At 65.6% G+C, this 22643-nt stretch carries 20 protein-coding genes, 1 tRNA gene and 2 pseudogenes; 10 read left to right on the forward strand and 13 right to left on the reverse strand.

The window, feature by feature from the left end; all coding sequences use genetic code 11:
* Positions 1–9 precede the first annotated feature (9 nt).
* Genes M2432_RS15275 through M2432_RS15290 form a run of 4 tightly spaced genes read right to left on the reverse strand, consistent with a single transcriptional unit; the run spans position 10 to position 4565 of the window.
* A complete protein-coding gene (locus M2432_RS15275; protein WP_280827755.1) occupies positions 10–1860 on the reverse strand; it encodes a galactan 5-O-arabinofuranosyltransferase in 1851 nt (616 codons plus the stop codon).
* Positions 1860–2639, reverse strand: a complete 780-nt coding sequence (locus tag M2432_RS15280; protein ID WP_280827659.1) for a decaprenylphospho-beta-D-erythro-pentofuranosid-2-ulose 2-reductase — start codon at positions 2637–2639, stop codon at positions 1860–1862. Before M2432_RS15280 ends, M2432_RS15275 begins: the two co-directional genes overlap by 1 nt.
* A 20-nt stretch (positions 2640–2659) precedes the next feature.
* Positions 2660–4072: an FAD-binding oxidoreductase gene (locus M2432_RS15285; protein ID WP_280827660.1), complete on the reverse strand. Its 1413-nt coding sequence runs from the start codon at positions 4070–4072 to the stop codon at positions 2660–2662.
* Between the two features lie 25 nt (positions 4073–4097).
* On the reverse strand, positions 4098–4565 hold the full coding sequence (locus tag M2432_RS15290) for a GtrA family protein (protein WP_280827661.1): 468 nt from the start codon (positions 4563–4565) through the stop codon (positions 4098–4100).
* Positions 4566–4593: 28 nt separating this feature from the next.
* On the opposite strand from M2432_RS15290, the gene M2432_RS15295 reads away from it, so the two are divergent.
* Both M2432_RS15295 and M2432_RS15300 read left to right on the forward strand, forming a co-directional pair.
* Positions 4594–5217 carry a metal-dependent phosphohydrolase gene (locus M2432_RS15295; RefSeq protein ID WP_280827662.1) on the forward strand — a complete coding sequence of 208 codons (624 nt, stop codon included), beginning with the start codon at positions 4594–4596 and terminating at the stop codon, positions 5215–5217.
* Between the two features lie 26 nt (positions 5218–5243).
* Positions 5244–5462 (forward strand): annotated as a pseudogene (locus M2432_RS15300) (carboxymuconolactone decarboxylase family protein); the annotation flags it as partial.
* 66 nt (positions 5463–5528) lie between these two features.
* Here the strand turns inward: M2432_RS15300 and M2432_RS15305 are convergent.
* The gene (locus M2432_RS15305) at positions 5529–6113 is read right to left on the reverse strand and encodes an HD domain-containing protein (protein WP_280827663.1); all 585 of its coding nucleotides are present in this window, start codon (positions 6111–6113) and stop codon (positions 5529–5531) included.
* A 615-nt stretch (positions 6114–6728) separates the two neighbouring features.
* Here M2432_RS15305 and M2432_RS15310 point away from each other — a divergent pair.
* Entirely contained in the window at positions 6729–7427 is a 699-nt protein-coding gene (locus tag M2432_RS15310; protein WP_280827664.1) for a SagB/ThcOx family dehydrogenase, read from the forward strand.
* A 215-nt stretch (positions 7428–7642) separates the two neighbouring features.
* Here M2432_RS15310 and M2432_RS15315 read toward each other — a convergent pair whose 3' ends face one another.
* From M2432_RS15315 to M2432_RS15345, 7 genes and pseudogenes are all read right to left on the reverse strand, one after another.
* Positions 7643–8266 carry a hypothetical protein gene (locus tag M2432_RS15315; protein ID WP_280827665.1) on the reverse strand — a complete coding sequence of 208 codons (624 nt, stop codon included), beginning with the start codon at positions 8264–8266 and terminating at the stop codon, positions 7643–7645.
* 120 nt (positions 8267–8386) lie between these two features.
* Positions 8387–8709 (reverse strand): annotated as a pseudogene (locus M2432_RS15320) (maleylpyruvate isomerase N-terminal domain-containing protein).
* 19 nt (positions 8710–8728) lie between these two features.
* Positions 8729–9559 (reverse strand): ABC transporter permease, encoded by an 831-nt coding sequence (locus M2432_RS15325; protein ID WP_280827666.1) that lies wholly within the window; start codon positions 9557–9559, stop codon positions 8729–8731.
* Positions 9556–10491, reverse strand: a complete 936-nt coding sequence (locus M2432_RS15330) for a glycosyltransferase family 2 protein (protein ID WP_280827667.1) — start codon at positions 10489–10491, stop codon at positions 9556–9558. The genes M2432_RS15325 and M2432_RS15330 overlap by 4 nt, the downstream gene beginning before the upstream one ends.
* Complete coding sequence (locus M2432_RS15335) at positions 10488–11291, reverse strand: ABC transporter ATP-binding protein (RefSeq protein WP_280827668.1); 804 nt, start codon at positions 11289–11291, stop codon at positions 10488–10490. The genes M2432_RS15330 and M2432_RS15335 overlap by 4 nt, the downstream gene beginning before the upstream one ends.
* A 3-nt stretch (positions 11292–11294) precedes the next feature.
* The gene (locus M2432_RS15340; protein ID WP_280827669.1) at positions 11295–11819 is read right to left on the reverse strand and encodes a bacterial proteasome activator family protein; all 525 of its coding nucleotides are present in this window, start codon (positions 11817–11819) and stop codon (positions 11295–11297) included.
* A gap of 13 nt (positions 11820–11832) precedes the next feature.
* A complete protein-coding gene (locus tag M2432_RS15345) occupies positions 11833–13758 on the reverse strand; it encodes a DUF6541 family protein (RefSeq protein WP_280827756.1) in 1926 nt (641 codons plus the stop codon).
* 151 nt (positions 13759–13909) lie between these two features.
* On the opposite strand from M2432_RS15345, the gene M2432_RS15350 reads away from it, so the two are divergent.
* Positions 13910–15106 carry a cysteine desulfurase-like protein gene (locus M2432_RS15350; RefSeq protein WP_280827670.1) on the forward strand — a complete coding sequence of 399 codons (1197 nt, stop codon included), beginning with the start codon at positions 13910–13912 and terminating at the stop codon, positions 15104–15106.
* Here the strand turns inward: M2432_RS15350 and M2432_RS15355 are convergent.
* Positions 15103–16086 (reverse strand): NAD(P)H-quinone oxidoreductase, encoded by a 984-nt coding sequence (locus M2432_RS15355; RefSeq protein WP_280827671.1) that lies wholly within the window; start codon positions 16084–16086, stop codon positions 15103–15105. The genes M2432_RS15350 and M2432_RS15355 overlap by 4 nt on opposite strands.
* A 64-nt stretch (positions 16087–16150) precedes the next feature.
* Here M2432_RS15355 and M2432_RS15360 point away from each other — a divergent pair.
* From M2432_RS15360 to M2432_RS15385, 6 genes are all read left to right on the forward strand, one after another.
* A tRNA-Ser gene (locus tag M2432_RS15360) sits at positions 16151–16237 on the forward strand.
* A gap of 153 nt (positions 16238–16390) precedes the next feature.
* Positions 16391–17566 (forward strand): site-specific integrase, encoded by a 1176-nt coding sequence (locus M2432_RS15365; protein ID WP_280827672.1) that lies wholly within the window; start codon positions 16391–16393, stop codon positions 17564–17566.
* Between the two features lie 114 nt (positions 17567–17680).
* A complete protein-coding gene (locus tag M2432_RS15370; RefSeq protein ID WP_280827673.1) occupies positions 17681–19984 on the forward strand; it encodes a hypothetical protein in 2304 nt (767 codons plus the stop codon).
* A complete protein-coding gene (locus tag M2432_RS15375; protein ID WP_280827674.1) occupies positions 19981–20370 on the forward strand; it encodes a hypothetical protein in 390 nt (129 codons plus the stop codon). Before M2432_RS15370 ends, M2432_RS15375 begins: the two co-directional genes overlap by 4 nt.
* Positions 20367–21227, forward strand: a complete 861-nt coding sequence (locus M2432_RS15380) for a hypothetical protein (RefSeq protein WP_280827675.1) — start codon at positions 20367–20369, stop codon at positions 21225–21227. The genes M2432_RS15375 and M2432_RS15380 overlap by 4 nt, the downstream gene beginning before the upstream one ends.
* A gap of 49 nt (positions 21228–21276) precedes the next feature.
* Entirely contained in the window at positions 21277–22635 is a 1359-nt protein-coding gene (locus M2432_RS15385) for a hypothetical protein (RefSeq protein WP_280827676.1), read from the forward strand.
* Positions 22636–22643 lie beyond the last annotated feature (8 nt).

Here is a 22643-nt window from a genome sequence, read left to right on the forward strand (position 1 = left end):
GCCTAGATGTTAGTGGCCCTTACGGATTGCCAGCACAAACGGTCCGACATCGGTCACTTGCCAGTGCTTGGCGTCGAACAGCTCGGCGTCCAACACCACCTGGTAGCGACGTACATTCGGCTGGTTGGGGTAGACGTCCTCGGCCAGGCGCAGGGTGTAGGTGCCCGTGCCGCCGTGTCGCATCAGGAACACCGTCGGCGCCGGCCACGGCAAATTGTCCAGAGCCTCGGCGAACGCGTCGGCGCTGGTGAGTGTGCCCCAACTCTCGATCGCTGCGGACCGTTCCTTGAACTGGGCCAGCGGGTTGGCGTAGTGGGAGGTCAGTCCCTGGAACCCGTAATAGGGGTAATAGGACAGGAAGCTGTAGTCGGCGGTCATCACCACGGTCTGGTTTCGCGGGCGGCCCGTGGCTGCGGTGATGTGTTCGTCGATCTCCCGGTAGAAGTGCTCGGAGCCCGGTGGCCGACGGTCGGCGCGCTGGCCGTAACCGTCGGTGTCGGTGTAGGCCACCGCGATGTCGGGGCGCAGCACGCCAGGGATGTCCTGGCTGAACGCCACGGCGCCGATGGTGCCGATGGTGGCAGCCACTGCGATGACCCGGTTGCGAGTCGGCGGCTGGTAGCGGTTGGCGATGGCTGTCGCCGCTTCCATGAACCCGAACACCCCGGCGACGGCCAGCAGCAGGGTCAGCGTCGGCTGCAAGCGGAAGGACAGCAGCGTGGTGCGGGCCAGGGTGGCCAACATGGACAGCAGAGACCACGCGTACACCGACACCACCGCGATGGCCAAGGCGCCAGCTCGGGTCGAACTACGGGCTCGTACCACCAGCCACAGCGAGCCGGCCAGGCACAGCGCGCCCAGCAGGGTGAAGTCGAGCATCGGGAAGGTCAGCTGCGAGCCGGCCATCGGCAGATAGTGCTGCGCGGTGCCCTTGTCGGCTGGGTGGTGCAGGGTCGCCAAGAAGTAAGGGCCCCAATGGAGCGCTGCGATGGCCCCCGAGATGGCGGCGATCACCGCAAGCCGGAGCAGCGGTTGCAGCTGTCGGCGGGCGGCGGTCAGCAGCAGCGCCATCAAAGTCAGAGTAAAGGCCGCATAGCCCAGCAGCAGGGTGTAGAACAGCGCGGCGATGCCGAGGAATATCCCGGTGCCCAGTACCGCTGCGCGGCCGTTGTGCCCGGTTGCTTTCAGGCCAGCCCACGCCAGTACGAACACCGGTGGCAGCAGTGCCACGATGACTGCCGAGTAGGGCTCGGTAGAGGAGTACGCCAGTACCACCGCAGCCGTGGCGGTGCTGACCGCCACGGCGTACTCGAAGCGAATCATGTTCGCCCACAACACGAATGCGACTGCGATTGCTGCGGTGATCGAGATGATCGCCCACGGTTTGAACATCTCCCACGCCGGGGTGCCGGACAGTGCGGCCAGCCGGCCGCCGATCCAGAACCACCCTGGCGGGTAGTACGCCGGCAGCCCGAGATACGTCATGTCGTGCGGCACTGCGCTGTCGGTGAGCCGGGTCAGGTACTCGGTGCGGAACTGCTGATCCACCGAGACACCGAACAGGTACAGCTTGGTTGCGCCCAACGGCATGCCGAGGGTCACCACCGAGAACGCAGACAGCAGGGCAGTGGCGGCCAGTTTCGCGACTCGTCGCCAGCCTCGACGCCACATCCAGCCGGTGGCCAATAGCCCGGCCAGACAGGCACATTGGCCCGCGGTGGTCAGTGCATGTAGTTGGTTCGACGAATTGAACGCCGGCCACTGCACTCGCTGAATTGCGGGCAGCGCGACCACCGCGACCACCACAGCCACCGCGATGGCGACCAGCATCTGGCCGGCCGGCCGCACTGCCACCCGCATCAGAGCGGGAGTTTGCGGAAGATCGCCCGGGGGATGTGCCGGATGACTGCCATCAGGTAGCGCACCGGGTTCGGTGCCCAAATCAGCTCCTTACCCTTGGCCGCCGCGGCGACCGCTTGGTTGGCGACGTCTTCCTTGTCGACCGTGAACGGGGCCTCTTTGGCTCCGGTGGCCTTCCAGTGCTCTAGCGTGGTGGTGGTGCGAACCTGGCCGGGACGGATCACCAGGACGTGAACTCCGAACTCGCGCAACGCTTCTCCGAGGCCCAGGTAGAAGCCGTCGAGCCCGGCTTTGGTGGAGCCGTAGACGAAGTTGGAACGACGCACCCGTTCGCCGGCCACCGATGACATGGCGATGATCTGCCCGAAACCCTGAGCCTTCATCTTCTCGCCGATCAGCACACCCACCGACACCGCTGCGGTGTAGTTGATCTGCGCGGTCATCACGGCTTTGGACTGGTTCTGCCACAGCTCCTCGGCGTCACCCAGCACACCGAACGCCACAATCGCCACGTCGACATCGCCTGCTGTCCAAGCGGATTCGATGAGTGCTGGATGGGACTTGGTGTCCAAGGCGTCGAAGTCGAGGTACTCGACCTCCTTGGCGCCGGCGGCCTCCATCTGCGCAATGGCAGCATCGCGCTTGGGGGCGTTGGGCAGGTCGGCCAGGATCACCCGGGCGTGCGCGTTCTTGAGGTAGCGCTCGACGATGGCCAGGCCGATCTCCGAGGTGCCGCCGAACAGCAGAATGGTCTGCGGGTTGCCGGTTGCGTCAATCAATGTGTTTTCCTTTTCCGGATTCAGAGCAGCTTGAGGCGGCGGGCCATGTCGGAGGCGAACACGCCGTTCGGGTCGGCCTTGCGGCGGGTAGCAATCCATTCATCGATGCGCGGGTACATCCGGTGGAAGCTCTCGGCGCTGACCCGGGAATCCTTGGCGGTGTAGACCCGGCCGCCGAATTCCATTGCCCGCTTGTCCAGTTCGTTGAGGAACTCGTTGACGCCCGGACGGTTCGGGAAGTCCAGGGCTACGTTCCAGCCCCGCATGGGGAAGCTGAGCGGTGCGTTGTTACCCGGCCCGAAGAGCTTGAAGACGTTCAGCGCCGAGTACTGATGTTGGGTGTGCATCCACCGAATGATGCCCTTGAACTCTTCCAGCGCATCGGGTGGAACCAGGAACTGATGCTGCGCGAAACCTGCTGGGCCATAGGCATATTGCCAACCGCTCGTGATATCGAGCATGTGGTAGAACTGCGTCAGGTTGACGATCTTGCCCTGGTAGTTGCCGCTCATCCGGTAGAACGCCTCGCCGATCATGGACAGCGAGACCTTGTTCATGAAGCTTACCGGGAAGACGTTGGGAATGGCCGGCAGTTGGGGCGCAGTGAATTTCAGCGGATCCTTGGCCAGCTTGGCAGGCAGTTGATCGACCTTGGCCAGGCTGCCCCGGCTCACGGCAGCACGCCCCAGCTTGGGTGGCGGACTGATCAGGTCGAACCAGGCGCTGGAGTAGGTGTAGTTGTCCTCGCTGCCGTCCTGGTGGACGGCGACGGTCTGGTCCAGGTCGTGCGTCGCGATGCCGTCCGCGATGAAGTAAGCGGTCTCTGTACGGGTCATCGCGATACGAGCCCGAATCACGATGCCCGTCAACCCGTTTCCGGCGACCGTGGCCCAGAACAGCTCGCTATCCGGGCCGTCCGGGGTCAGGGTGTGCACTTCGCCGTCGGCCATCAACAGATCCAGGGACAGCACATGGTTGCCGAAGCTGCCCGCACTGTGGTGGTTCTTGCCGTGGATGTCCGAGGCGATGGCGCCACCGACGGTGACCTGGCGAGTGCCAGGCAGCACCGGAACCCACAGCCCGAACGGCAGCGCGGTCTTCATCAGCTGGTCCAGGCTGACCCCGGCGTCGACGTCGGCGATGGCCGTCTCGGAGCTGATCGAGTGGATGGTGTTCAACCGGCTCATGTCGACGACGATGCCGCCGCCGTTGCAGGCCTGGTCGCCGTACGACCGGCCCAGACCGCGGCCAAGGATGCCGCGGCGCAGGTGTGACGGGCTGGATGAGTTCGCGTCCGCGACTTGCTTAACCGCTTGGGCGATCACTTCTACGTCGGGTGTGGAGAGCACGTTTGCCACGGAAGGGGCCGTCCGACCGAACCCGGTGAGGGCGCGTCGCGTCAGGGGCAGCGTGGCGTCAGGCTGGGTAGACATAACGGTCAAAGGGTACCGGCCGACGTCACTTCAGCCGGAAAATCACTGCTCGCTGTACCACGAAATTAATCACAGTAGCGGTGCCCTGGGCGATGACGAACGCCACCGGTCGTCGCCAGGACTCGCCGGCGAATTGCAGATAGAAGAGCTGATTGATGCCGACCTGCAGGCCGAAGGTAACTGCGTACAACACCACAACTGCGATGAATCGCGCCCGGCTGGGTGGCGCCTGGAAGGTCCAACGCCGGTTGATCAGGTAGGCCGTGGTGGTGCCGGCGATGAAACTGAGCGTCTTGGCGATGAGCGTGGCCCGGTCGTCTGGCATGCCGTTCGCCACGAAAATGGCACTGAGCAGTGCGTACAGGCTGTAGTCGACGACCGCGGAGAGTCCGCCCGCAACTACGAAGCGCCACGCCTGGGTGACCAGGCCCAGAGACGCTTCGACGGCATTCTCGGCACCGGAATGGGCAGGGATCTCTACTGGCTCGGCCACGCGGGCAGCTTACGTGCACCATGTGTAGGTGACCGATTTGCTCCAGGTGTGGCAGACGCTGTTGGCGCGACATTCAGCATCGCCGGACACCGGGGCCACCGGGGCCGCGCTGTTGGCACGTTGGTCCGAGCCGCATCGCCGTTACCACGACCTGAGTCATCTGCATGGCGTGCTGGACGGCGTCGAAACGCTGGCCGCGCTTGCCGACGATCCCGACGCGGTGCGGTTGGCGGCCTGGTACCACGACGCGGTGTATGCCGGTCAATCCGATGATGAGGAGAACAGCGCACTGCTGGCCGAAGCCGATCTGGCAGCCCTCGGTGTCGATCCGGCATTCGTCGCCGAAGTCGGGCGGTTGGTGCGCGTCACCATCACTCACAATCCAGCGGCCGATGACCACAACGGGCAAGTGCTCTCCGACGCCGACCTGGCGGTTTTGGCGGTGCCGCCAGCGCAGTATCAACACAACACTGCCCGCGTGCGTGCCGAGTACCAGCACGTCACCGATGCTGATTTCGGTGCCTGGCGCGCCCGGATGATCGAGTCGATGTTGGCTGCGCCGACGCTGTACCGGACGGAGCCGGGTCGCCGGCTGTGGGAGGACGCGGCGCGGGCCAATCTGGCCGCTGAATTGGTTTCTCTCAGCGAGTGATCGGCGCCAGGGCTCGGTGTAGGGCGGCAGGCGACCTGTTCACCGAGCGCGAGCGTGCTGCGCTGGCCATCACCGAGGCGATCACTGACTTGATGTGCGGCCCGGTTCCCGACGACGTGTACGCACAAGCCGCCGCAGTCTTCACCGACCGCGAACTGGCCCACGTCGTCGGGATGGCGACGGCCATCAACTCCTGGAACAGGTTGAATGTCGCTACCAGGCGGGCGGTTCCGCGCCGGCGCTGAACATGGGTGAAAACCCTGAAAGTCCCGATATTTCAGGGGGTTTCACGTTTCGGTGTAAGTGTGCGGCTACCCGATCTGCTCGCTCAGAACGGTGGCGGGATGCAAGCCAAAGGTGGAGAGGCGGTGTGCCACGCGTCGGTCGGCGGCACGGATGTAGTCGTCGCGCTCGGGGTTGGCGCGGGTATTCGTTGAGTCGGGTCCGTGTCGGGTCAGCTTCTCGCGTAAGCGCTCATCCACCGTCATGATCGTCCCGTTCGGTCCAGCGGTGTTATCCGCGACCGTAATTGCATCCGACTGCGGGTCTTCAACGAATGCGAACTGCCGAAGTTGATCGTCAAGCCCGAGAACGCGTGCGGTAAAGCGGCTACCGGAATGGTGTGCGACCAGGGTGCACACTTCCTCCGGCCAGCCGTCACCGCGCAGGTACAAAGCCCCGTCGAGGGGATGAAAGCCAGTAAGCCTGAGCCGGGAACCGTAGCCGATGTCGTGCAGCCACGCGGCGGCAACCAGGATGTCCACTGCCGACGGTGGCACCGTCACGGATAGCACCTGTGCCCTGGCGGCGACCGCAGCGCTGTGATGCAGTCGCTCTGGCATTTCGTCGAAGATGCCCGCAGCCACTTCGGCAGCGTCGTCGATAACATCGGCCATCGCTGGAATACCTCCTGGTGTGGGTTCCCAGCAGCGTTCTTCTGCTGCCGACACGGGGGCAGTATCGTCAATGATGGCACTTCGGCGTCCGCGTGTGCACTCAGCCGTTTAGGGATTGCGCGAACCCGGTGGGAACCGTGCATCAAGAGCACTCAGCATATTGAGCAACTCCCGACGCGTTGTCAGGCGCGCCCGCAAACCACCCTGAATCCGGGGGACGTTGAATAGCTCACGCCGGCGCTCATATTTCGCGAGTGCCGCTCTGAAAACCTCGGTTTTCATGTCCGCATCGTGACCTGGCCCACTGTAGAAAGTCTTCAGCGAGTGGTGCTATTGACTGGCTGAAGAACACTGCGCGCTGCGAGTCGACCGTTCGTACCGGCCGCCATTGTCTGACACCAGAATTCGATCTTGATTTGTGCATCGCCGACCGGCAGAACCACATCGGCCAGCTGCAGGGACAGATGGTGAAATACGAATCTTGGTCATCTGATGGCGATTTCAGTTGAGCCTTTCTTCACCTTGCGTCTGTGATTCTGGGAGCGTTGACTCCTTCTCAAGGATGAGCCCCGATCGGCAGCCGACCAGGCTGCTCCGCTCGTATGGAGGCACCCGATGAAACGCCGTGAACTGCTGGTCGGTGTCGCTGCAGTCGCGATAGCCGAGGGTTGTACCAGGCAAGCGCCCAGCTCGGTGCAGCAGAGCCCCGCGCAGGAGAGCCAGGCGCGCTACACCAATCAGATCGCGCTGCCTAAGCCCAGTGTCGCCGGCACGGTCTCCCTGGAGGCAGCCATCGAGCGGCGCAGGTCCGTGCGGAGGTTTGGGCCAGGTCCGCTGCCTGTCGGCACCATCGGCCAGTTGCTGTGGGCCGGGCAGGGCGTCACCAGCCCGGACCGCAAGCGGGCGGCTCCGTCGGCCGGCGCTTTGTACCCGCTTGAGCTCTACGCGGTGACCGCCGCGGAGATGATGCACTACCTGCCTGACGGCCACCGCGCCGAGACCCGGGCCACGACCGATCTGCGCCCACAGCTGCAAGCCGCTGCCCTCGACCAGGCATCTGTCGGCGCTGCCCCGGTCGTTATCGTGGTGGCCGCCGAGCCCGGTCGCCTCTCCCAGAGGTACGGCGACAGGGCCGATGCGTACACCAACATCGAGGTCGGGCATGCCGCCCAGAACATACTGCTCCAGGCGGTCGCGAGCGGTCTTGTGTCCGTGCCCGTTGCAGCCCTCGACGAGTCGCGGGCGGCCCGGACGCTCGCCCTGCCTCCCGGCCAGACGGTCGTCTATCTCATCCCGGTAGGCTTTGCCGCCTGAGCGGTGTTCACGATGTGGTACAGCCCGGCCTGCTCGCTCTTCCACTACTCACGATCGGCCGCGTAATTCCGCCAGATCAAAAGGGCGGCAGCCTGTTCCGTTCGCTAGCCCTGGCTTCTACCCGGGCACGCGCGCAAGAAAAAGTCCAGGCCTGTGGATAACTTGCGAAGGGCTCGGGACGGGCCACCGCGGCCAATCCCGAGCCTCCGGCAACGTCAGGCGACGGCGTCCCGAATGTTCTGGCGGGCCACCGTGACCTGCTCGCCAATGGCCTCGCGGGCGGTCGACGCGGTGGTGCGCATCTCGCTCCACCGGCGGGTTGCCGCCTCGCGCACGTCCTCGCCCTGGACAGCCGTGCCGGCCACGGCGAACGCGCCGTCCACCGCGGTCGCGGTCAAGGATCCCTGGGCCCGCACCAGCGAGCCGGCCACCTGAGACGCACCGGCGATGACCGCGTTGGGCAGCACGGCATTACGGCCGACGTACTCGCCGACGGCGCTCCGGATGTCGCGGCCGGATTCGACGATCACGTCCTGGACGGCCGCGCTGGTCTCGCTGAACGCGACGGGCAGAGTTGCACCGTCACGCACTGCGGCGATGACCTTGGCCGGTGACTCGACAATTGCCTCGGCAGCGGCAGCGGTGGCGCTGACCAGTTGGCGGCTGAGGCCGTGGCCGGCATCGAGCTGACGCTCGAGCACGTCGCCCAGGACCTCGCGGATGGCAAGTCCGGTGCTCTCGGCCTCGATGGTCTCGTCGGCGACGGGAATGAGCTCGGCCTCGATGACCTGTCCGTTCGCGGTGTCGTCGGTAGTGGTAGGCGTGTCAGTAGCGGTCATGATTACTCCTGGGAACGCGGAATGCGGGTCCCCGCAATTGAACTCGGTGCAGCCGAACCCGGGGTGTCGGACAGGTGACGGTGCGGGTCCGCGCAGGCGACCAGCTAAACCGCTCCACCTCTACGCGGATATCCGATGGCGAGGCAGTGCAAGACCGGGCCCGTCGAGACGGTCCAGCACTGCAGTGCGTCCAGCTGCAGCCATCATCAGATCGACGGCCGTCCCGCGGACTTCCTGCCCGTTTCCCCAGGTGTGGTCGATGTCGGCCGCAGAGAAGCGGATTCCTCGCAGCCGTCGCTTACCAGGTGCGCGGCGACCGTCTTCACATCCCAGCCTCCGCAGAGGCTGGGCATCGTCAGCTGTGCCTCATCGAGATGATCGATGAGATCCGCAATATCGAGCCGTTCCTGCGTGATAGCACCCTGGGTCCGGTGGCGATCCACCCGGACGAGCTTAGGGCGACTAAACCCAATACGGCACCCGGGCGCGGTACTGCCGCATGGCGAACGCCGCGACGATCCAGCCGAGGACGGTGAGGACGATGACCACATACCAGTGCCGCAGGTCCTGATGCTCGCCCAGCAGCGGCGCGCGGACGATATCCACGTAATGCAGAAGCGGGTTCAGCTGAATGATTTTCGACCACATCCCCGCACCCTGACCGCGCAGTGTCTGGTCGTTCCAGATGATCGGGGTGACGTAGAACAGCAGCTGCACCAGGCTGGCGAGCAGAGGGCTGATATCCCGGTATCGGGTGGCCAGGATGCCGAAACACAGTGCTACCCATACACAATTGGCCACGATCAGGGCTAACGCCGGGATCACCGACAGGTCCGCCCAGGACCACGGCTTAGGGAAGATGATCGCGATGATCACGAAGATGACGATGTTGTGCGCGAACAGCAGCACCTGACGCCAGACCAAGCGGTAGACGTGTACCGACAGCGGTGTCGGGAGCTGTTTGATCAGGCCCTCGTTGGCGACGAACACGTCGGCGCCCTCGAGGATCGAGGCATTGATCAGGTTCCAGATGATCAGGCCCAGCGTCACGTAGGGCAGGTGCTCAGCCAGCGATAGGTGGAACAACTGGGAGTACAGGCCACCAAGGGCGACCGCCATGGTGCCGGTGGCGATGGTGATCCAGATGGGTCCGAGCACGCTGCGCCGGTAGCGCTGCTTGATGTCCTGCCAGCCGAGGTGCAGCCACAGTTCACGCTTGCTGAATCCGGCTACCAGGTCGCGCCAGGCGCGCTTCAGCGTCTTCGATTGCGACGCCGCGTCGGTGAACGTCATCCCGGTCCTCCAGAACTGGGGCCTCCTGAATCGGGCCTGCTGAACTTCTCGTCACGTCCTAAACGCCGCAGGCGCAACCACTCTCGCAACCCAGCCGGGTCGCGCCGGGTAATCAGGAAGTACCAGCCGAATCGCACCCACTCCTGCGGGATCAGGCGGCGTAGGCCAGGCTGGGATTGCAGATAGCCGCGGTTGCGGTAGGTGAAGTAACGCTTGGTGGCGTCGTCCGGGTATTGGGTGTGCATGCGGCCGCCCAGAATCGGCTTGAACTCGTCGGAGCCCTGTGGATGCAGATAGGTGGTCGTCAGGCAGGTGCCGAACGGTAGGCCGGAGCGCACCAGTCGGCGGTGGATTTCCACCTCGTCGCCGCGGACGAAGAGCCGAATATCCGGCACACCAACGGCTTCCAGTGTGGTAGCCCGGAACAGGGCACCGTTGAACAGTGAGGCAATGCCGGGCAGCAGGTCGTCGCCGACTTCGCGGTCTACCTGAAGCTCTGCGACCTGACGGCGCCACACGAGCCCGCGACGCAATGGAAAGGCCAGTCGTGCAGGATCATTCAGGTCGCACACCATTGGTGAGACCGCGGCCAACCCGTGCCGTTCGGCGCACTCCAGCAATGTGGACAGCACTGAGGAATCCGCGGGCCGGCCGTCGTCATCGGCCAGCCACACCCAATCGGCGCCTAGGGCCAGCGCGTGCAGCATTCCCAATGCGAAACCGCCTGCGCCACCCAGGTTTCGGACCGAGCCCAGGTAGGTGCTCGCGACCGGCTGCGACTTCACCAACTCCCGCACCGCGGGGTCGTTGTCGTTGTCCACGACGATGACGTGGTCAAGTGCCCGGGTTTGGGAACACACCACCGCAAGGGATTTCGCCAGCTCCGCGGGTCGCCGATGGGTGACGATCACCGCACACACAAACTCGGTCACGTCTGCCGCTCGCGCTCGTTCTCCTCGAGCACCTCGCGGACGTGGCGTGCGGCGTCCTCGCCCTCGTATGCGCGCACGACGTCCTCGATGCCGCCAGTCAACCGGATGGTTCCGTGGTCTACCCATATTGCGGTCTTGCACAGCCGGGCCAGGAATTCGTTGGAATGACTGGCGAATACCAGGATTCCGGACCGTTCGACCAGTTTCTCCAGTCGCGTGCGGGCCTTCTTCAGGAAGTCGGCGTCGACCGCACCCAGCCCCTCGTCGAGCAGCAGAATCTCCGGGTCGATGCTGGTGACCACACCCATCGCCAGCCGCACCCGCATACCGGTCGAGTAGGTGCGCAGCGGCATGGAGAGGTACTCGCCGAGCTCTGTGAACTCGGCGATCTCGTCGACCTTGGCCAGCATCTGCTTGCGGGTCTGCCCCAGGAACAGCCCGCGGATGATGATGTTCTCGAACCCGGAGATCTCCGGGTCCATACCGACGCCGAGGTCGAACACCGGGGCAACTCGGCCCCGCACGGTGGCCGAGCCGCGCGTGGGTTCGTAGATGCCGGAAAGCAGCCGCAGCAGGGTGGACTTGCCCGCGCCGTTGTGGCCGACCAAGCCGACCCGGTCACCCATCTTCAGAGACATGGTGATGTCTCGAAGTGCTTCGATCACAACGACATTCGAGTCGTTACGGCTGATGCCACCGCCGGCCTTGCCCAGGAAAGCCTTCTTCAGGGACCGTGACTTCGCATCGAAGATCGGGAACTCCACCCATGCGTTCTGCGTGGAGATGTGCGGTTCGGACACGATCTACAGGTACTGGCCGGTGCCGGGCTGCATCGGACCGCGGTGGCCATCGGGAATGGCGCCTGGCGGCAGCGCGCCCTGACGCATCTGTTCGAGTTGGGCCCGCGCCGCCATCTGCTGGGCGAACAGCGCGGTCTGGATGCCGTGGAACAGGCCTTCGAGCCAGCCGACCAGCTGCGCCTGGGCGATCCGAAGCTCAGCGGACGACGGCACCTTGTCCTCGGAGAATGGCAGCGACAGCCGTTCCAGCTCCTCGCTGAGCTCCGGTGCCAGGCCGTCCTCGAGTTCGCGAATGCTGGATCGGTGGATATCGCGCAGACGGTTTCGGCTGGCCTCATCGAGCGGCGCTGCGCGCACCTCTTCCAGCAGCTGCTTGATCATGGTGCCGATCCGCATCACCTTGGCCGGCTGCTCGACCAGATCGGTCAGCGGCTTACCTTCCTCGTCCTCGTTGAGGGCGTCACCCAGAGCGAGGTCACCTCCGATGACTTCGATGTCGTCGTCGTCATCTTCTGGTTTCAGCGTCATTGCTGCACTGTTCCTATCTTTTGTTCGCCGGGGAGGCGGTGTCGCCGCGCCATTCGTAGATGCGGGACCGACCGTTGTCGTAGATCTTGGCCCACGACTTTGACTTATCCAGCGACACTAGTCCGTCGGGCATGACGAACCCGCGCACGATGGTCGAGCTGGTGATGACGTACTTGATGTTGAGCGCGTGCACAGCCGCTGCGACGCGTGGTTCGGTGTCGGCTTTGTTGGCATAGGCCCAGAAGATGAAGCGGTTATAGCCCGGGCCTTGCTGCTGTGGGAAGTCGTAGTGGGTCCACAGCGGGCGTAACCCGGCGACGGCATACATCCAGGAGGTGCCGTCGGTGTTGGCGTTACCGATCAGCGTGTCCTTGGCGCCGGGCAGCGTGGCCAAGTAGGCGAAGGCCTCCAGGTTTTTGTCGTTGACCATGACCCGGTCGTACTTCTCGCCGATCAGGTACCGATGCCGCGGGAGGTAGTGCCAGGCCAGGCCCACCGTGGACACCAGGAGCAGGGCCGCGGTGGCGGTCGCCCAGAACCGTTCGGTGCGCGGTTGGCGGCGCCGCAACCAGGCCACCACCCACGCCACCGCCGCGAACAACGCGATCCCGGCGAACGGCGTGATCAGCATGGTCACCACTGCCGAGAGCCGACGCGGATCGCTGTAGAACAGGTCGGCGTATCTGCCGATGACCGCGCCGACCGGCCCGCCGAACGGTGCGCCCGAATGCACGATCGCGACCATCATCAGGACCCACACCGCCAGCGGCCACCACACTCGCCTGACCAACAGGATCAGCCCGCCGGCGGCACCGAGCGCGATCAGGATGTTTTGGATCGGATAGTCGTTGAGGTGCCGCGTGTGCTGGACGATCGCGTTGAACAACACCCGCAGTCTGCTCTGGTGCGTCACGAAGGCGTGCCCCGCGATGATGTCTGCTTGCGCCAGCACCCCGATGAACTGCGGTAGCAGTAGCAGCAGTGCCGGCACACCTGCGGCGAGCAGCGTCAGGAAGTCGCTGAGCCGACTGTGCACCGGGTGCCACAGCACGTCGCACAGCCACCAGGCGCCAACGAAGGTGACCACCACCACACCGCCGGTGATGTGGGTGGAGAACACTCCGAGCAGTGCGAGCACAGCAAGGGGCAGCCGGTCGCGGTGCCGTAGGCAGGACATGACCAGCACGGTCGTGGGCACGGCAAGGCCGTAGGCCACCAGGTTGGGGATTGCTGCCACGTCGAACTCGACGTAGGGCAACGCGGTGAAGGATGCCGACAAAGCGCCTGCTGTCGCGGCGGCACCAGCGGTCCAGCGCTGGGAAGCGCGAGGGCGGACCAGGTTCCAGGTCAGGACTGCCGCGCTCACCGGGAACAGCCACACTGAGGCGGCCAGTGAGTTCAACGTGTACGACGTGGTCGCGGCCGCTCCGGTGACCTGACTGAAGACGGCGGCCAGTGCGTGGAATGTCGACGGGTAGTACAGAAGGGCGTGGGTCTCGACATTGCGGAGTTCGCCCATATGCAGCGGAGACGCTTGTCCGGTCTCGAGAATCCAGCGAATGGTGTTGGCGTGCCAAACCGAGTCCCAAGTGCTCGGAATTGATTGCCAGTAACGTATGCCGAGCATTGCTGATGCCAGGATGGCGGCGGCGCCGACCACTATGCCCGCGGCGACCACCAGCGCAGGCATGCGACCGATGGCACGGGACTCAGCCTCGTCGTCAGCGGCACGGTGCAGTATCCGCCGGAGTCCGGCAACCAGGATCACCACGACAACGAACGACGCCAGTGCTGTCCATGCGTTCCAGGGCACCCCGACGGCGCCCATCGGGACGATCGCCAAAGCTACGACACCGTAGGTAACTGCGGGACCGACCGCAATCGCTACAGGCCACGTTAGCTGTGCTGCCCGGGCCACGATTGCTCCCGGGAGAACCATGAACAACAGGGCGACAATGACTCCGGACGCCAAGCTCACTGCACTAGTATGGCTGTTCGGGTGACCCAGTTTGTCGCGGTGTCTACGCGGCCGGGCACCTGCCGAAGCTATATTCGGTCGACAGTTCGCAAACGCTCGAAGGTTGGCAGGCATGGCATATGACGTCGCCCGGGTGCGTGGACTGCACCCCTCGTTGGGCGGCGGGTGGGTGCACTTCGACGCACCTACTGGCATGTTGCTACCGGACTCGGTAGCGACCACGGTTTCGACGGCATTCCGCGGTTCGATGTCCTCGGCCGAAGGTCCGCACCCGGCCGCCCAGCGCAGTGCCGCGGTCCTGGCTGCTGCTCGGCAGGCTGTCGCAGATCTGGTCGGGGGCGACCCGCGTGGCGTGGTCTTCGGCTCTGACCGAGCGGTGTTGCTGAACTCACTTGCGGAGGCATCCGCCTCGCGTTCTGGCCTGGGCTACGAGATCGTGGTGACCCGCCTGGATGACGAGGCCAACATCGCGCCCTGGCTGCGGTCCTCGAATCGATACGGCGCAAAGGTCAAATGGGCCGAGGTCGATATCGAGAGCGGCGAGCTGCCCGGCTGGCAGTGGGAGTCGCTGATTGAGCGCCCGACCAGGTTGGTCGCCATCACATCGGCGTCCTCAAAGCTGGGTACCGTCACCGACCTGCGGCCGGTGACCAAGCTGGCGCACGACAACGGCGCCATGGTGGTCGTGGACCATTCGGCTGCCGCCCCCTACAGACTTCTGGACATCAATGACGTCGATGCCGACGTGGTGGCGCTCAACGCGGTCGCGTGGGGTGGCCCGCCGATCGGCGCGCTGGTGTTCCGCGACCCGTCGGTGATCGACACGTTGGGTGCGGTGTCTTTGGACCCGGATGCCACCGGCGCGGCCCGCCTGGAGGTCGGTGCGCACCAGTTCGGCCTGCTGGGCGGTGTGGTGGCCAGCATCGAGTACCTAGCCAAGCTGGACGAGTCGGCGACCGGCTCGCGTCGGGAACGGCTGGCGCAGTCCATGCAGTCAGCCGAGGGCTACCTGTCGCGGGTATTCGACTATCTGTTGGGTTCCCTGCGTTCACTGCCGCGGGTGATGGTGATCGGCTCGCCCGAGGCGCACATCCCGGTGGTCAGCTTCGCGGTGCAGGGCATTCCGGCCGAGCGGGTCATCAGCCGGCTGGCCGACAACGGTGTTCTTGCGGTGTCGGACAAGAACTCCCGCGTGTTGGAGACCATCGGCGTCAACGACATCGGTGGAGCCGTGACGGTCGGTCTGGGCCACTACTCGACGACTGCCGAGGTTGATCAGTTGGTTCGGGCGCTCGCTTCTCTGGGCTAATCCCTAACTCGCAGAAGCACTTTCCCGGATACGGTTCCTGCTTGAAGGAGCTGGTGGGCCGCCGCCGCTTGTTCGACAGGTAGTTCGGCGCCGATGATCGGGCGCACCCGGCCGTCGGCGATCATCGGCCAAACATGTTGCACCACTTGGGAAATCACCGCGCCCTTGCCCGACAGGCCATCGACGGGACGGGACCGCAGCGCGGTGGCGATGACGCCGGCGCGCTTGCCCAGCAGCTTGGCGATATTCAGCTCGCCCTTGATACCGCCCTGCATCCCGATGATCACGAGTCGCCCGTCCGGGGCCAGGGCGTCGATATTGCGGTCCAGGTACGACGCACCCATGATGTCGAAGATGACGTTGGCGCCGCCCTCCTGGGTGATGCGCTCGACGAAGTCCTCTTCGCGGTAGTTGATCAGGATGTCCGCGCCGAGTTCTTCGCACAGGGCGAGTTTTTCGGCGGAACCTGCGGTGACCGCGATCCGGGCCCCCAAGGCTTCGGTGACCTGGATGGCGTGGCTGCCGATCCCGCTGGCACCGCCGTGCAGCAGCACCAACTGGCCGGGTTGCAGGTTGGCGGTCATCACCAGGTTGGACCACACCGTGGCTGCGACCTCTGGCAGGCCCGCCGCGTCGTGCAGCTTCACGCCCGCGGGGATCGGCATCACCTGCGCTGCGGGGACGGCGACCTTCTCTGCGTAGCCGCCGCCGGCCAGCAGCGCGCACACCTGATCGCCGGGCTTCCAGGTCTCGGCGTTCCCCAGCCCGGGGCCTACCTCGGAGATGGTGCCGGAGACCTCCAGTCCCAGGATGTCGCTGGCTCCCGGTGGCGGCGGATACAGCCCGGCAGCCTGCAGCAGGTCGGCCCGGTTGACACCCGCGGTGGTCACGTCGATGACGACCTCGCCTTCTTTGGCGGAGGGGTCCGGAACCTCGGACCATGCCAGCTGACCAGGGGCTTCAACGACGATGGCGCGCATGGCGATAACGCTACCCCCGGGCCGGATGCACTGCCGGAGCAGCAGACCCCTTAGGCTGGTCGACGGTGGCGTGGCAGAGCGGCCTAATGCACTCGCCTTGAAAGCGAGAGTCGGCTAAACCCGACCGGGGGTTCAAATCCCTCCGCCACCGCAGATCAGATGGGGTTTCCGTCGTCGGCAACGGCGACGGGACTCCGGAAAATTGACACTTTTTGACACAACTGCCGAGGAATTGGGTTGGCGCTGTGTCGGCGTGTCACGCCGCGTGACTGGTCCTGTACGGATCGCACGATGGGATTGATACGTGGCACGACTACCCAGCTTCATCACCCGCGCGGAGGGCAAACGCGGCGTCACCTACGAGGCACGCATCAACGTTGTGCTGCCCGACGGCCGTCGGTTGCAGCCCAAGCGCCGGTTCAAATCTCTCGATGCGGCCAAAGACTGGCACGCGACCACTTCCGCCGAGCTCGCCAAGGGCACTTTCACTGCGCCGAGTGATCTCACCGTGCGAGAAGCGATCACGACATGGCTTATTGCGAAGGCCGCGCGGGTGAAGCCGACGACGGCCGACGCCTACGCCGCGGCGCTGCGGCCGGTCGTGGATCGCTACGGCGACTTCAAGGTGCAGAAGATTACTAAGCACGACGTCGAAATTCTGGTGACCGAATTACGGGCTGGCACAACCGATCGCGGTGTGTGGGCGAGGACATCGATCAATCCGATGCTGGCGCGGTGGAAGACGGTGTGGTCCGACTTGCATGCTCAGGGCGTTCTTGTGCGAAACGTCGTTTCGTTGGTCGAGCCTTTACGCAAGCCATCGGGAGAGTCAGCGATGAAGGTCGATGACAGTCTCACCGAGGCAGAGTTGGAGCAGCTCGTCGGCGCGCACGGGGAAGGCGCCGATGACTATGCGCGCCGGCGTGAACTGTTTGTGCACATGGCGCTGCTGGGCCTGCGGCGTGGTGAACTCGCAGGGTTGCGTTGGTCGGCGATTGACCTCGACGGGGAACCACCGACACTGAGCGTTCGCGCAACACGTGTCTCAACGGGGGCTGGTGTCATCGAGCAGGCCGACGCCAAAACGGTCAGCTCCGCACGTACCCTCCCGATTCCGCCACACCTTCTCCCGATCCTCCGGCGAGTCCGCTTAGAGCAACTGCATACGAAGCTCGCGACGGGAGCGAAGTGGGAGGGCAACGACGACGGGCATGTCTTCTGCCACGACCTTGGTCGGCCGCTGAGTCCACGCACGTTGAATGCTTGGTGGACAAAGTCTTTGAAGGATTCTGGACTGTCGCACCGCCGGCTGCACGCGAGCCGGCATACGGCCGCTAGTCTTCTGAACATCCGTGGGGCACCCGTCACGATGATCGCCGCGTGGCTCGGGCACAGTGACGGCGGTGTCTTGGCGATGCGCACATACGTGCACACCCGGGACCAGATTCTCATCGACGCCGCGAAGCTGTTCAGCCGGTAGGGCGGTAAAGGTTCAGTGGACTACGCAGTTTGGCCCGCGAGCACGAACACCTGGGCGTCGATGAACCCGCGCCGCAGGCGCGAATTTTCCTCGGGAACTGATACCACTGCGCGCATGACCCAAATGAATGACGATCCCAACTTTCACGAACAGGCTCCACCGGTCGATGAGACGAAGCCCGACGATGGGCAATCCGCTGGTGCGCGGTCGGCCGACGCCAGCAGCCCCAAGCCGGATAACAGCGCACCGAAATCGAGAGCAGCCAGCGGCGGGCCGAGTACTGGCGACAAAGTGCTCAAGCACTTGGGCCTGCCCCGCGAGGCTCTCCGTGACCTCACCACCGATCCGATCAAAGGCGTTTCCGGCCTGGCCAAGGCACAGTGGAAATCCGGCCAGGCCCCGATGGTCAAAGCGGCCGAAGTGGTAGGCAAAGCGTTGCCCGGCCCGCTTGCCAAGGGCCTGGCTAAAGGCGCATTCCGCACGGTGCCGCTGATCGGGACCGTCCTGTCGGCCGAAACCGCCTACGAGGACATCAAAGACGGCGACGTGGTCGGCGCACTCCTCTCCACGGTCGGGGTCATCCCCGGACCAGTCGGATGGCTCGGGATCGGTGGGGCGGCGTTATGGGAGATGTCCGGCATGGGCCACCACGGTTACGGGCTGTGGGACGCACCCGACGGCACCGCCACGCACATGCTGCCCGGATCGGCCAAAGACGTTGCGGGCGTTCAAGACATCGACGCCAAGCTCACCGCCGCGCAGAAGCAGGTGTTCGGATTCCAGGACGGACCGCAAGGGTCGGTGTGGAACTCCACCCCGCCGGAGCCGCTGCGGGTGGACACCCCGGCGGTGCAGTCCGCGGTGACCAGCTGGCTGGCCGGGATCGCCGACCTGTTCCACCAGATCGACCAAACCATGCAGAACTCCGGTGAGCCGTACATTCTCAAAGCCCGCCAAGACCTTTCGGCGCATTTCGCCGCGATGGCCAAGCTCCCGTCGCAGGGCCCTCTCGTCATCGCGCAACTGACCGCCGCCTCCGACGGCGCCGGTGCCGCGTACAAGGCGGTCCTGGACGCCAACAAGGCCGCACGCACCCAGCTCGCCGACAACGGCAGCCTCACCGATGCGGGCCCGGCCACCACGATGCAGACCCAGCTGGCGTCGGCGTCGAAGAAGATCGATGCCGCCAACAAGAAACTGGAAGCCATCTTCGCCGGTGACCCACCACCGCCGGTCACCGTCTCCGCCAATCCGGGCCTGCACGATCACCCGAAGGCGGCGATCGCCCCCAACCCGGCACCCGCAGCGCCGGTGGTCGCTGCGCCGCCGGTGGCCGCCGCACCCACGGTTCCGGCCAAAGACGCTGCGAACAAAGACGATCTGTCGCATCTGCTGTCCTCGCTGGGCCGCCCGTCGATGGGCAACGCCTCCCCACTCGGCGGTGGCGGCATGCCACTCGGCGGTGGCACACCGATGAGCTCCTCACCACTCGGCGGCGGCCGGGCACTCGGTGGGGACAGCGAGCCGCACAAGCTGGACACCGGCAAGCTCGGCGAACGCAAAGAAGACAAGCCCAAGTCATTGTCGGCGTCCACGCCGGACAACCGCACCGTGCCCCGCGGGCCCGGAGCCCCTGCGCCGGCCGTTCTCGGGACGCCGGGGACACCGGTTCCGGGAACCGCGACGGCCAAGCCCGCCGCGGCGACCACACCGAACACGACCGTGGACGTCAAAGGCCGCAAGGTCACCTTCCCGGACGCCACAAGGGCGAAGCTGGCGCAGATCGTGGCCGCCGCCGACCCGGCGCACCCGGTCAGCCTGGCCGACGCGGCAGCCAAGGCCGGTCTGACCCCGCCGGTTCCGGGGCAGGACCCGGGCCAGCAGGTGCCGCCGACCGACGCCAAGCCCGGCGACGTGCTGGTGGCCGGCGGCAAGCGTTACCTGCTGCTCGGCGACGGCCAGTTCTATGACCTGACCGACTACAAAACCGTTGGCGCCGATGCGCTTCCGAAAGACATGGGCCCGGACGCCGGGTATTTCCACCTGATCGACCCGGCCGCGCCGGGTGCGTCGGGGGCGGCCCCGGGACCGGTATCCGGCCCGACCGGCGGGGTGCCGTTCACGGTGCCCGGTGGGACCCCGGCGCCCACGGTTCCGGTGGATGCCAGCGCACCTCCGGCCGGCCCGGCAGCAGCTCCGGCACCGATGCCGCCGGCACCGCCGGCCGCTCCCTCGCCGGCCGCGCCGCCCGCAGCCCCGGCGCCGCAGGGACCGGTCTCGGTGCACGCCAGCGGAACTCCTGGGGTTCCGGCTCAGGGAACCGGCGGCCCGGCCAACGCGGCGGCCACCGACACCGGCCTGGGACACAACGCGCCGTCGACGGGCGGCCACGACCTGGACCCGGGGGCGATCAAGTGACGGCCCCCACCGAAACGGCGGGCGATCTGTGTCTCTTAGCGGCCACCGCTGCACGTACCGCACGTGAGATCGTCTCCGAGACTGCTCCGACAGCCCTTGCCGAGATTGTCTACGCAGGCGTGCTCGCGTACGCGCACATCTGGGTAATGCTGGACCACGAGCGGTGGCCGGATGTCGAGGATGTGATGCCATCGACCACCCTCGGTGACGTCGTCGCACAGGCCGCGATGAATACGCTCGGCGAAGAGGGTCGCGCCCGAGTTCGTCGGTGGCTCAACGATAGGTGGGATCTGGTGTTGGAGCGGACCAACCGGCTCTTGGACGTGGGATGGGCCTGGAAAGCTGGTACATGCGCCCTGCCGAGCGTGGAAGACTCGGCTATGTGAGGACGTCCAGCCTCTCGCCCTGTGCCGTCGTTGCGCTGGCCGCTATTGCCGCGCTAGCGGTGTCAGGCTGCGGGTCGAATGTGTTGTCCGGTAACGCCGTCGCGGCGGGAGGCCCATCTGAGGCCACCCCGCCCCTAACCGCCGGTGGTGCGACCCCGGTGATCGCATCGAAATCCGCTGTGCCGCAATGGATCGATGCTAGCGGTGCGCCGGTGACAGTCCTTCCACGCGACGACGTGGATCATGCACAGTTCAGCGCGATACCTCAGGCAGGGACGAAAATCCTCCACGCCACCGATGGTGCTGGTGACTTGGACCTGTGCACACTTGGCCCGACGGTGACCGCCGATGGACGCACGGGGTTCCTGACCGCGGGGCATTGCGTCCTCGGGGCCTACAGCCCTGACCAGTACCTGCAGACGACCGCCGGTGGGGCAACCGAGATGTTCGGCATAGCGGGGCAGGCCGTGGCCGATGCCACTCAGGACTCGACGGTGATCTGGGCCAACACCACGGCCGACCCTCGGTCCGCCAAGATCGCGGGACTGCCTGTAGTAGGCGCGATGACTGAAGCAGAGGTCAAGGTGTTGCCTCCTGGTACTCCAGTCTGCTTCGACGGTGCGAAGTCCGGGGTTACCTGTGGACCATTGATCGATGCTGGTGGTGGTGTCATCTATTTCGGCAAGGGCGCTGTCGGCGGGGACAGCGGCGCACCGGTTTTCGTCGTAGATCGGGACGGCCGCGCGACAGTCATCGGCCTCTTGGCCCGGACTGACGACGACAGCCGCGCGTCTACAGCTACGTACACCGCACCCGCCCTGGCACGGCTCGGCGTCACCATTGTCACCGCTCCCTGATTCGCGCCGCCCGCGTCAATCTGCGGCAGGTGGCGCGATGATCCGCGTCATGACTACCGATATCGCCTCACTCGCCGATGCCGCGCGCGACGCCGCCAGCCACTACACGGGCCTGTCCCGCCGCATGGACGCGATCGCCAAGGACCTGAACACCAACACAGTCACCCTGATGACCCTTGCCAAAGGCGCAACCATGACCGATGCGCACGGGAAGCTGACGGCCATCCGCCAGGAGGTCGAAAAGGGTGCGCTCGGGTTCGCCGAAGGCGGTGCCGCGTACTCCAGTCTCGAAAGCGCCTCGCGCGACTGGATTCGTGATGCACCGACCGACGCTGAGCTGGCCGCCGCGGACAAGGCCGTCACCGATGCGCAGGCGGCGCTGAAGCGGGCCGCGCAGACCGGATCCGGTTCGGCTGAAGAGGCGGCGCTGAAGGCAGCACAAAAGCATTCGCGCAATCTGCACCGTGAGCGGACGGCGGCGGATAAAGCATTCGACAAGGCGTGCAAGAACATTCGGGAACGGTTGGCCAAGCACGGCGAGTTCATCCACAAGCAGCACCGCGAGCACACAGTGAGCGGTCACAGTCGGGTGAAGGCACCGGACGTCCCTCCGGCTAAACCTGTACCAGCGCCGTCATCGTCCATTCCGCCCGCAACGCTGCGCGGCACGAAGGCTCCAGCAACATCGACGAGTAGCTCGACCGACGGCTCCGCGCCCGCCGGCTCCGTCGACGATCTGCTAAACAAACTGCGTCAGCAGCCAGCCGCACCATCAGGGCCGTCCCAGCCTCCAACCGTCGCCCCGACTGGATCGCCCCGTCTTGGTGGTGGGGGCTCACAGCTTGGATCACAGCCGGCCAAGAACGAAAAAGCCCGCGATGGTGCCCTAACCACCTCGGACCTCGCATCATTGGGTGTTCCCGCGGTGGCCGCCGCACCTGTAGTGGCCGCTGCGCTGCGTACGCCTGGCCCCTCGCTGCCAATGGTGCCGGCCACATCCACGTCGCCCGGAACCATCGCAGCGCCGGAGTCGACTCCGCCGGTCACGGGAACGTCGAGGCCCGATCTGAACACGAACGCCGATGTCACAGGCCGCAGCGACCCACCGCGTGGAGCATTCACCGCGCCGGCCACCAATCTGGCCGGGTCCAACAACCCCGCCGGAGGCGGTGGGACAACTGGAGCGCCGGGAACGGGAACGGCCACACAACCGGGCATCGGCCAGACGCCGATCATGCCCGGCGGGATGCCGATGAGCGGTCCCGGCAGCGGTGGCGGGTCATCGCGCAAGTCGAACCCGGTCGTGAAGTACAGCCCCGAACAGGCCGAGTTGAACGGGCAGACAACGACATCCGAAGCAGTGCAGGGAGGAACGATCGCGCAGCGGCGCTTCGACGACGACGTTTGATGACTGCG

This window comes from Mycobacterium sp. OTB74, from assembly GCF_029892685.1.
In the GTDB taxonomy this organism is placed as follows: domain Bacteria; phylum Actinomycetota; class Actinomycetes; order Mycobacteriales; family Mycobacteriaceae; genus Mycobacterium.

Excerpts from the sequence above, each read along its gene's own strand:
- M2432_RS15275 (WP_280827755.1), bottom strand. The coding sequence starts at position 1,860 with ATGCGGGTGGCAGTGCGGCCGGCCGGCCAGATGCTGGTCGCCATCGCG.
- M2432_RS15285 (WP_280827660.1), bottom strand. The coding sequence starts at position 4,072 with ATGTCTACCCAGCCTGACGCCACGCTGCCCCTGACGCGACGCGCCCTC.
- M2432_RS15305 (WP_280827663.1), bottom strand. The coding sequence starts at position 6,113 with ATGGCCGATGTTATCGACGACGCTGCCGAAGTGGCTGCGGGCATCTTC.
- M2432_RS15310 (WP_280827664.1), top strand. The coding sequence starts at position 6,729 with ATGAAACGCCGTGAACTGCTGGTCGGTGTCGCTGCAGTCGCGATAGCC.
- M2432_RS15315 (WP_280827665.1), bottom strand. The coding sequence starts at position 8,266 with ATGACCGCTACTGACACGCCTACCACTACCGACGACACCGCGAACGGA.
- M2432_RS15325 (WP_280827666.1), bottom strand. The coding sequence starts at position 9,559 with ATGACGTTCACCGACGCGGCGTCGCAATCGAAGACGCTGAAGCGCGCC.
- M2432_RS15340 (WP_280827669.1), bottom strand. The coding sequence starts at position 11,819 with ATGACGCTGAAACCAGAAGATGACGACGACGACATCGAAGTCATCGGA.
- M2432_RS15345 (WP_280827756.1), bottom strand. The coding sequence starts at position 13,758 with ATGGTTCTCCCGGGAGCAATCGTGGCCCGGGCAGCACAGCTAACGTGG.
- M2432_RS15350 (WP_280827670.1), top strand. The coding sequence starts at position 13,910 with ATGGCATATGACGTCGCCCGGGTGCGTGGACTGCACCCCTCGTTGGGC.
- M2432_RS15355 (WP_280827671.1), bottom strand. The coding sequence starts at position 16,086 with ATGCGCGCCATCGTCGTTGAAGCCCCTGGTCAGCTGGCATGGTCCGAG.
- M2432_RS15370 (WP_280827673.1), top strand. The coding sequence starts at position 17,681 with ATGACCCAAATGAATGACGATCCCAACTTTCACGAACAGGCTCCACCG.
- M2432_RS15385 (WP_280827676.1), top strand. The coding sequence starts at position 21,277 with ATGACTACCGATATCGCCTCACTCGCCGATGCCGCGCGCGACGCCGCC.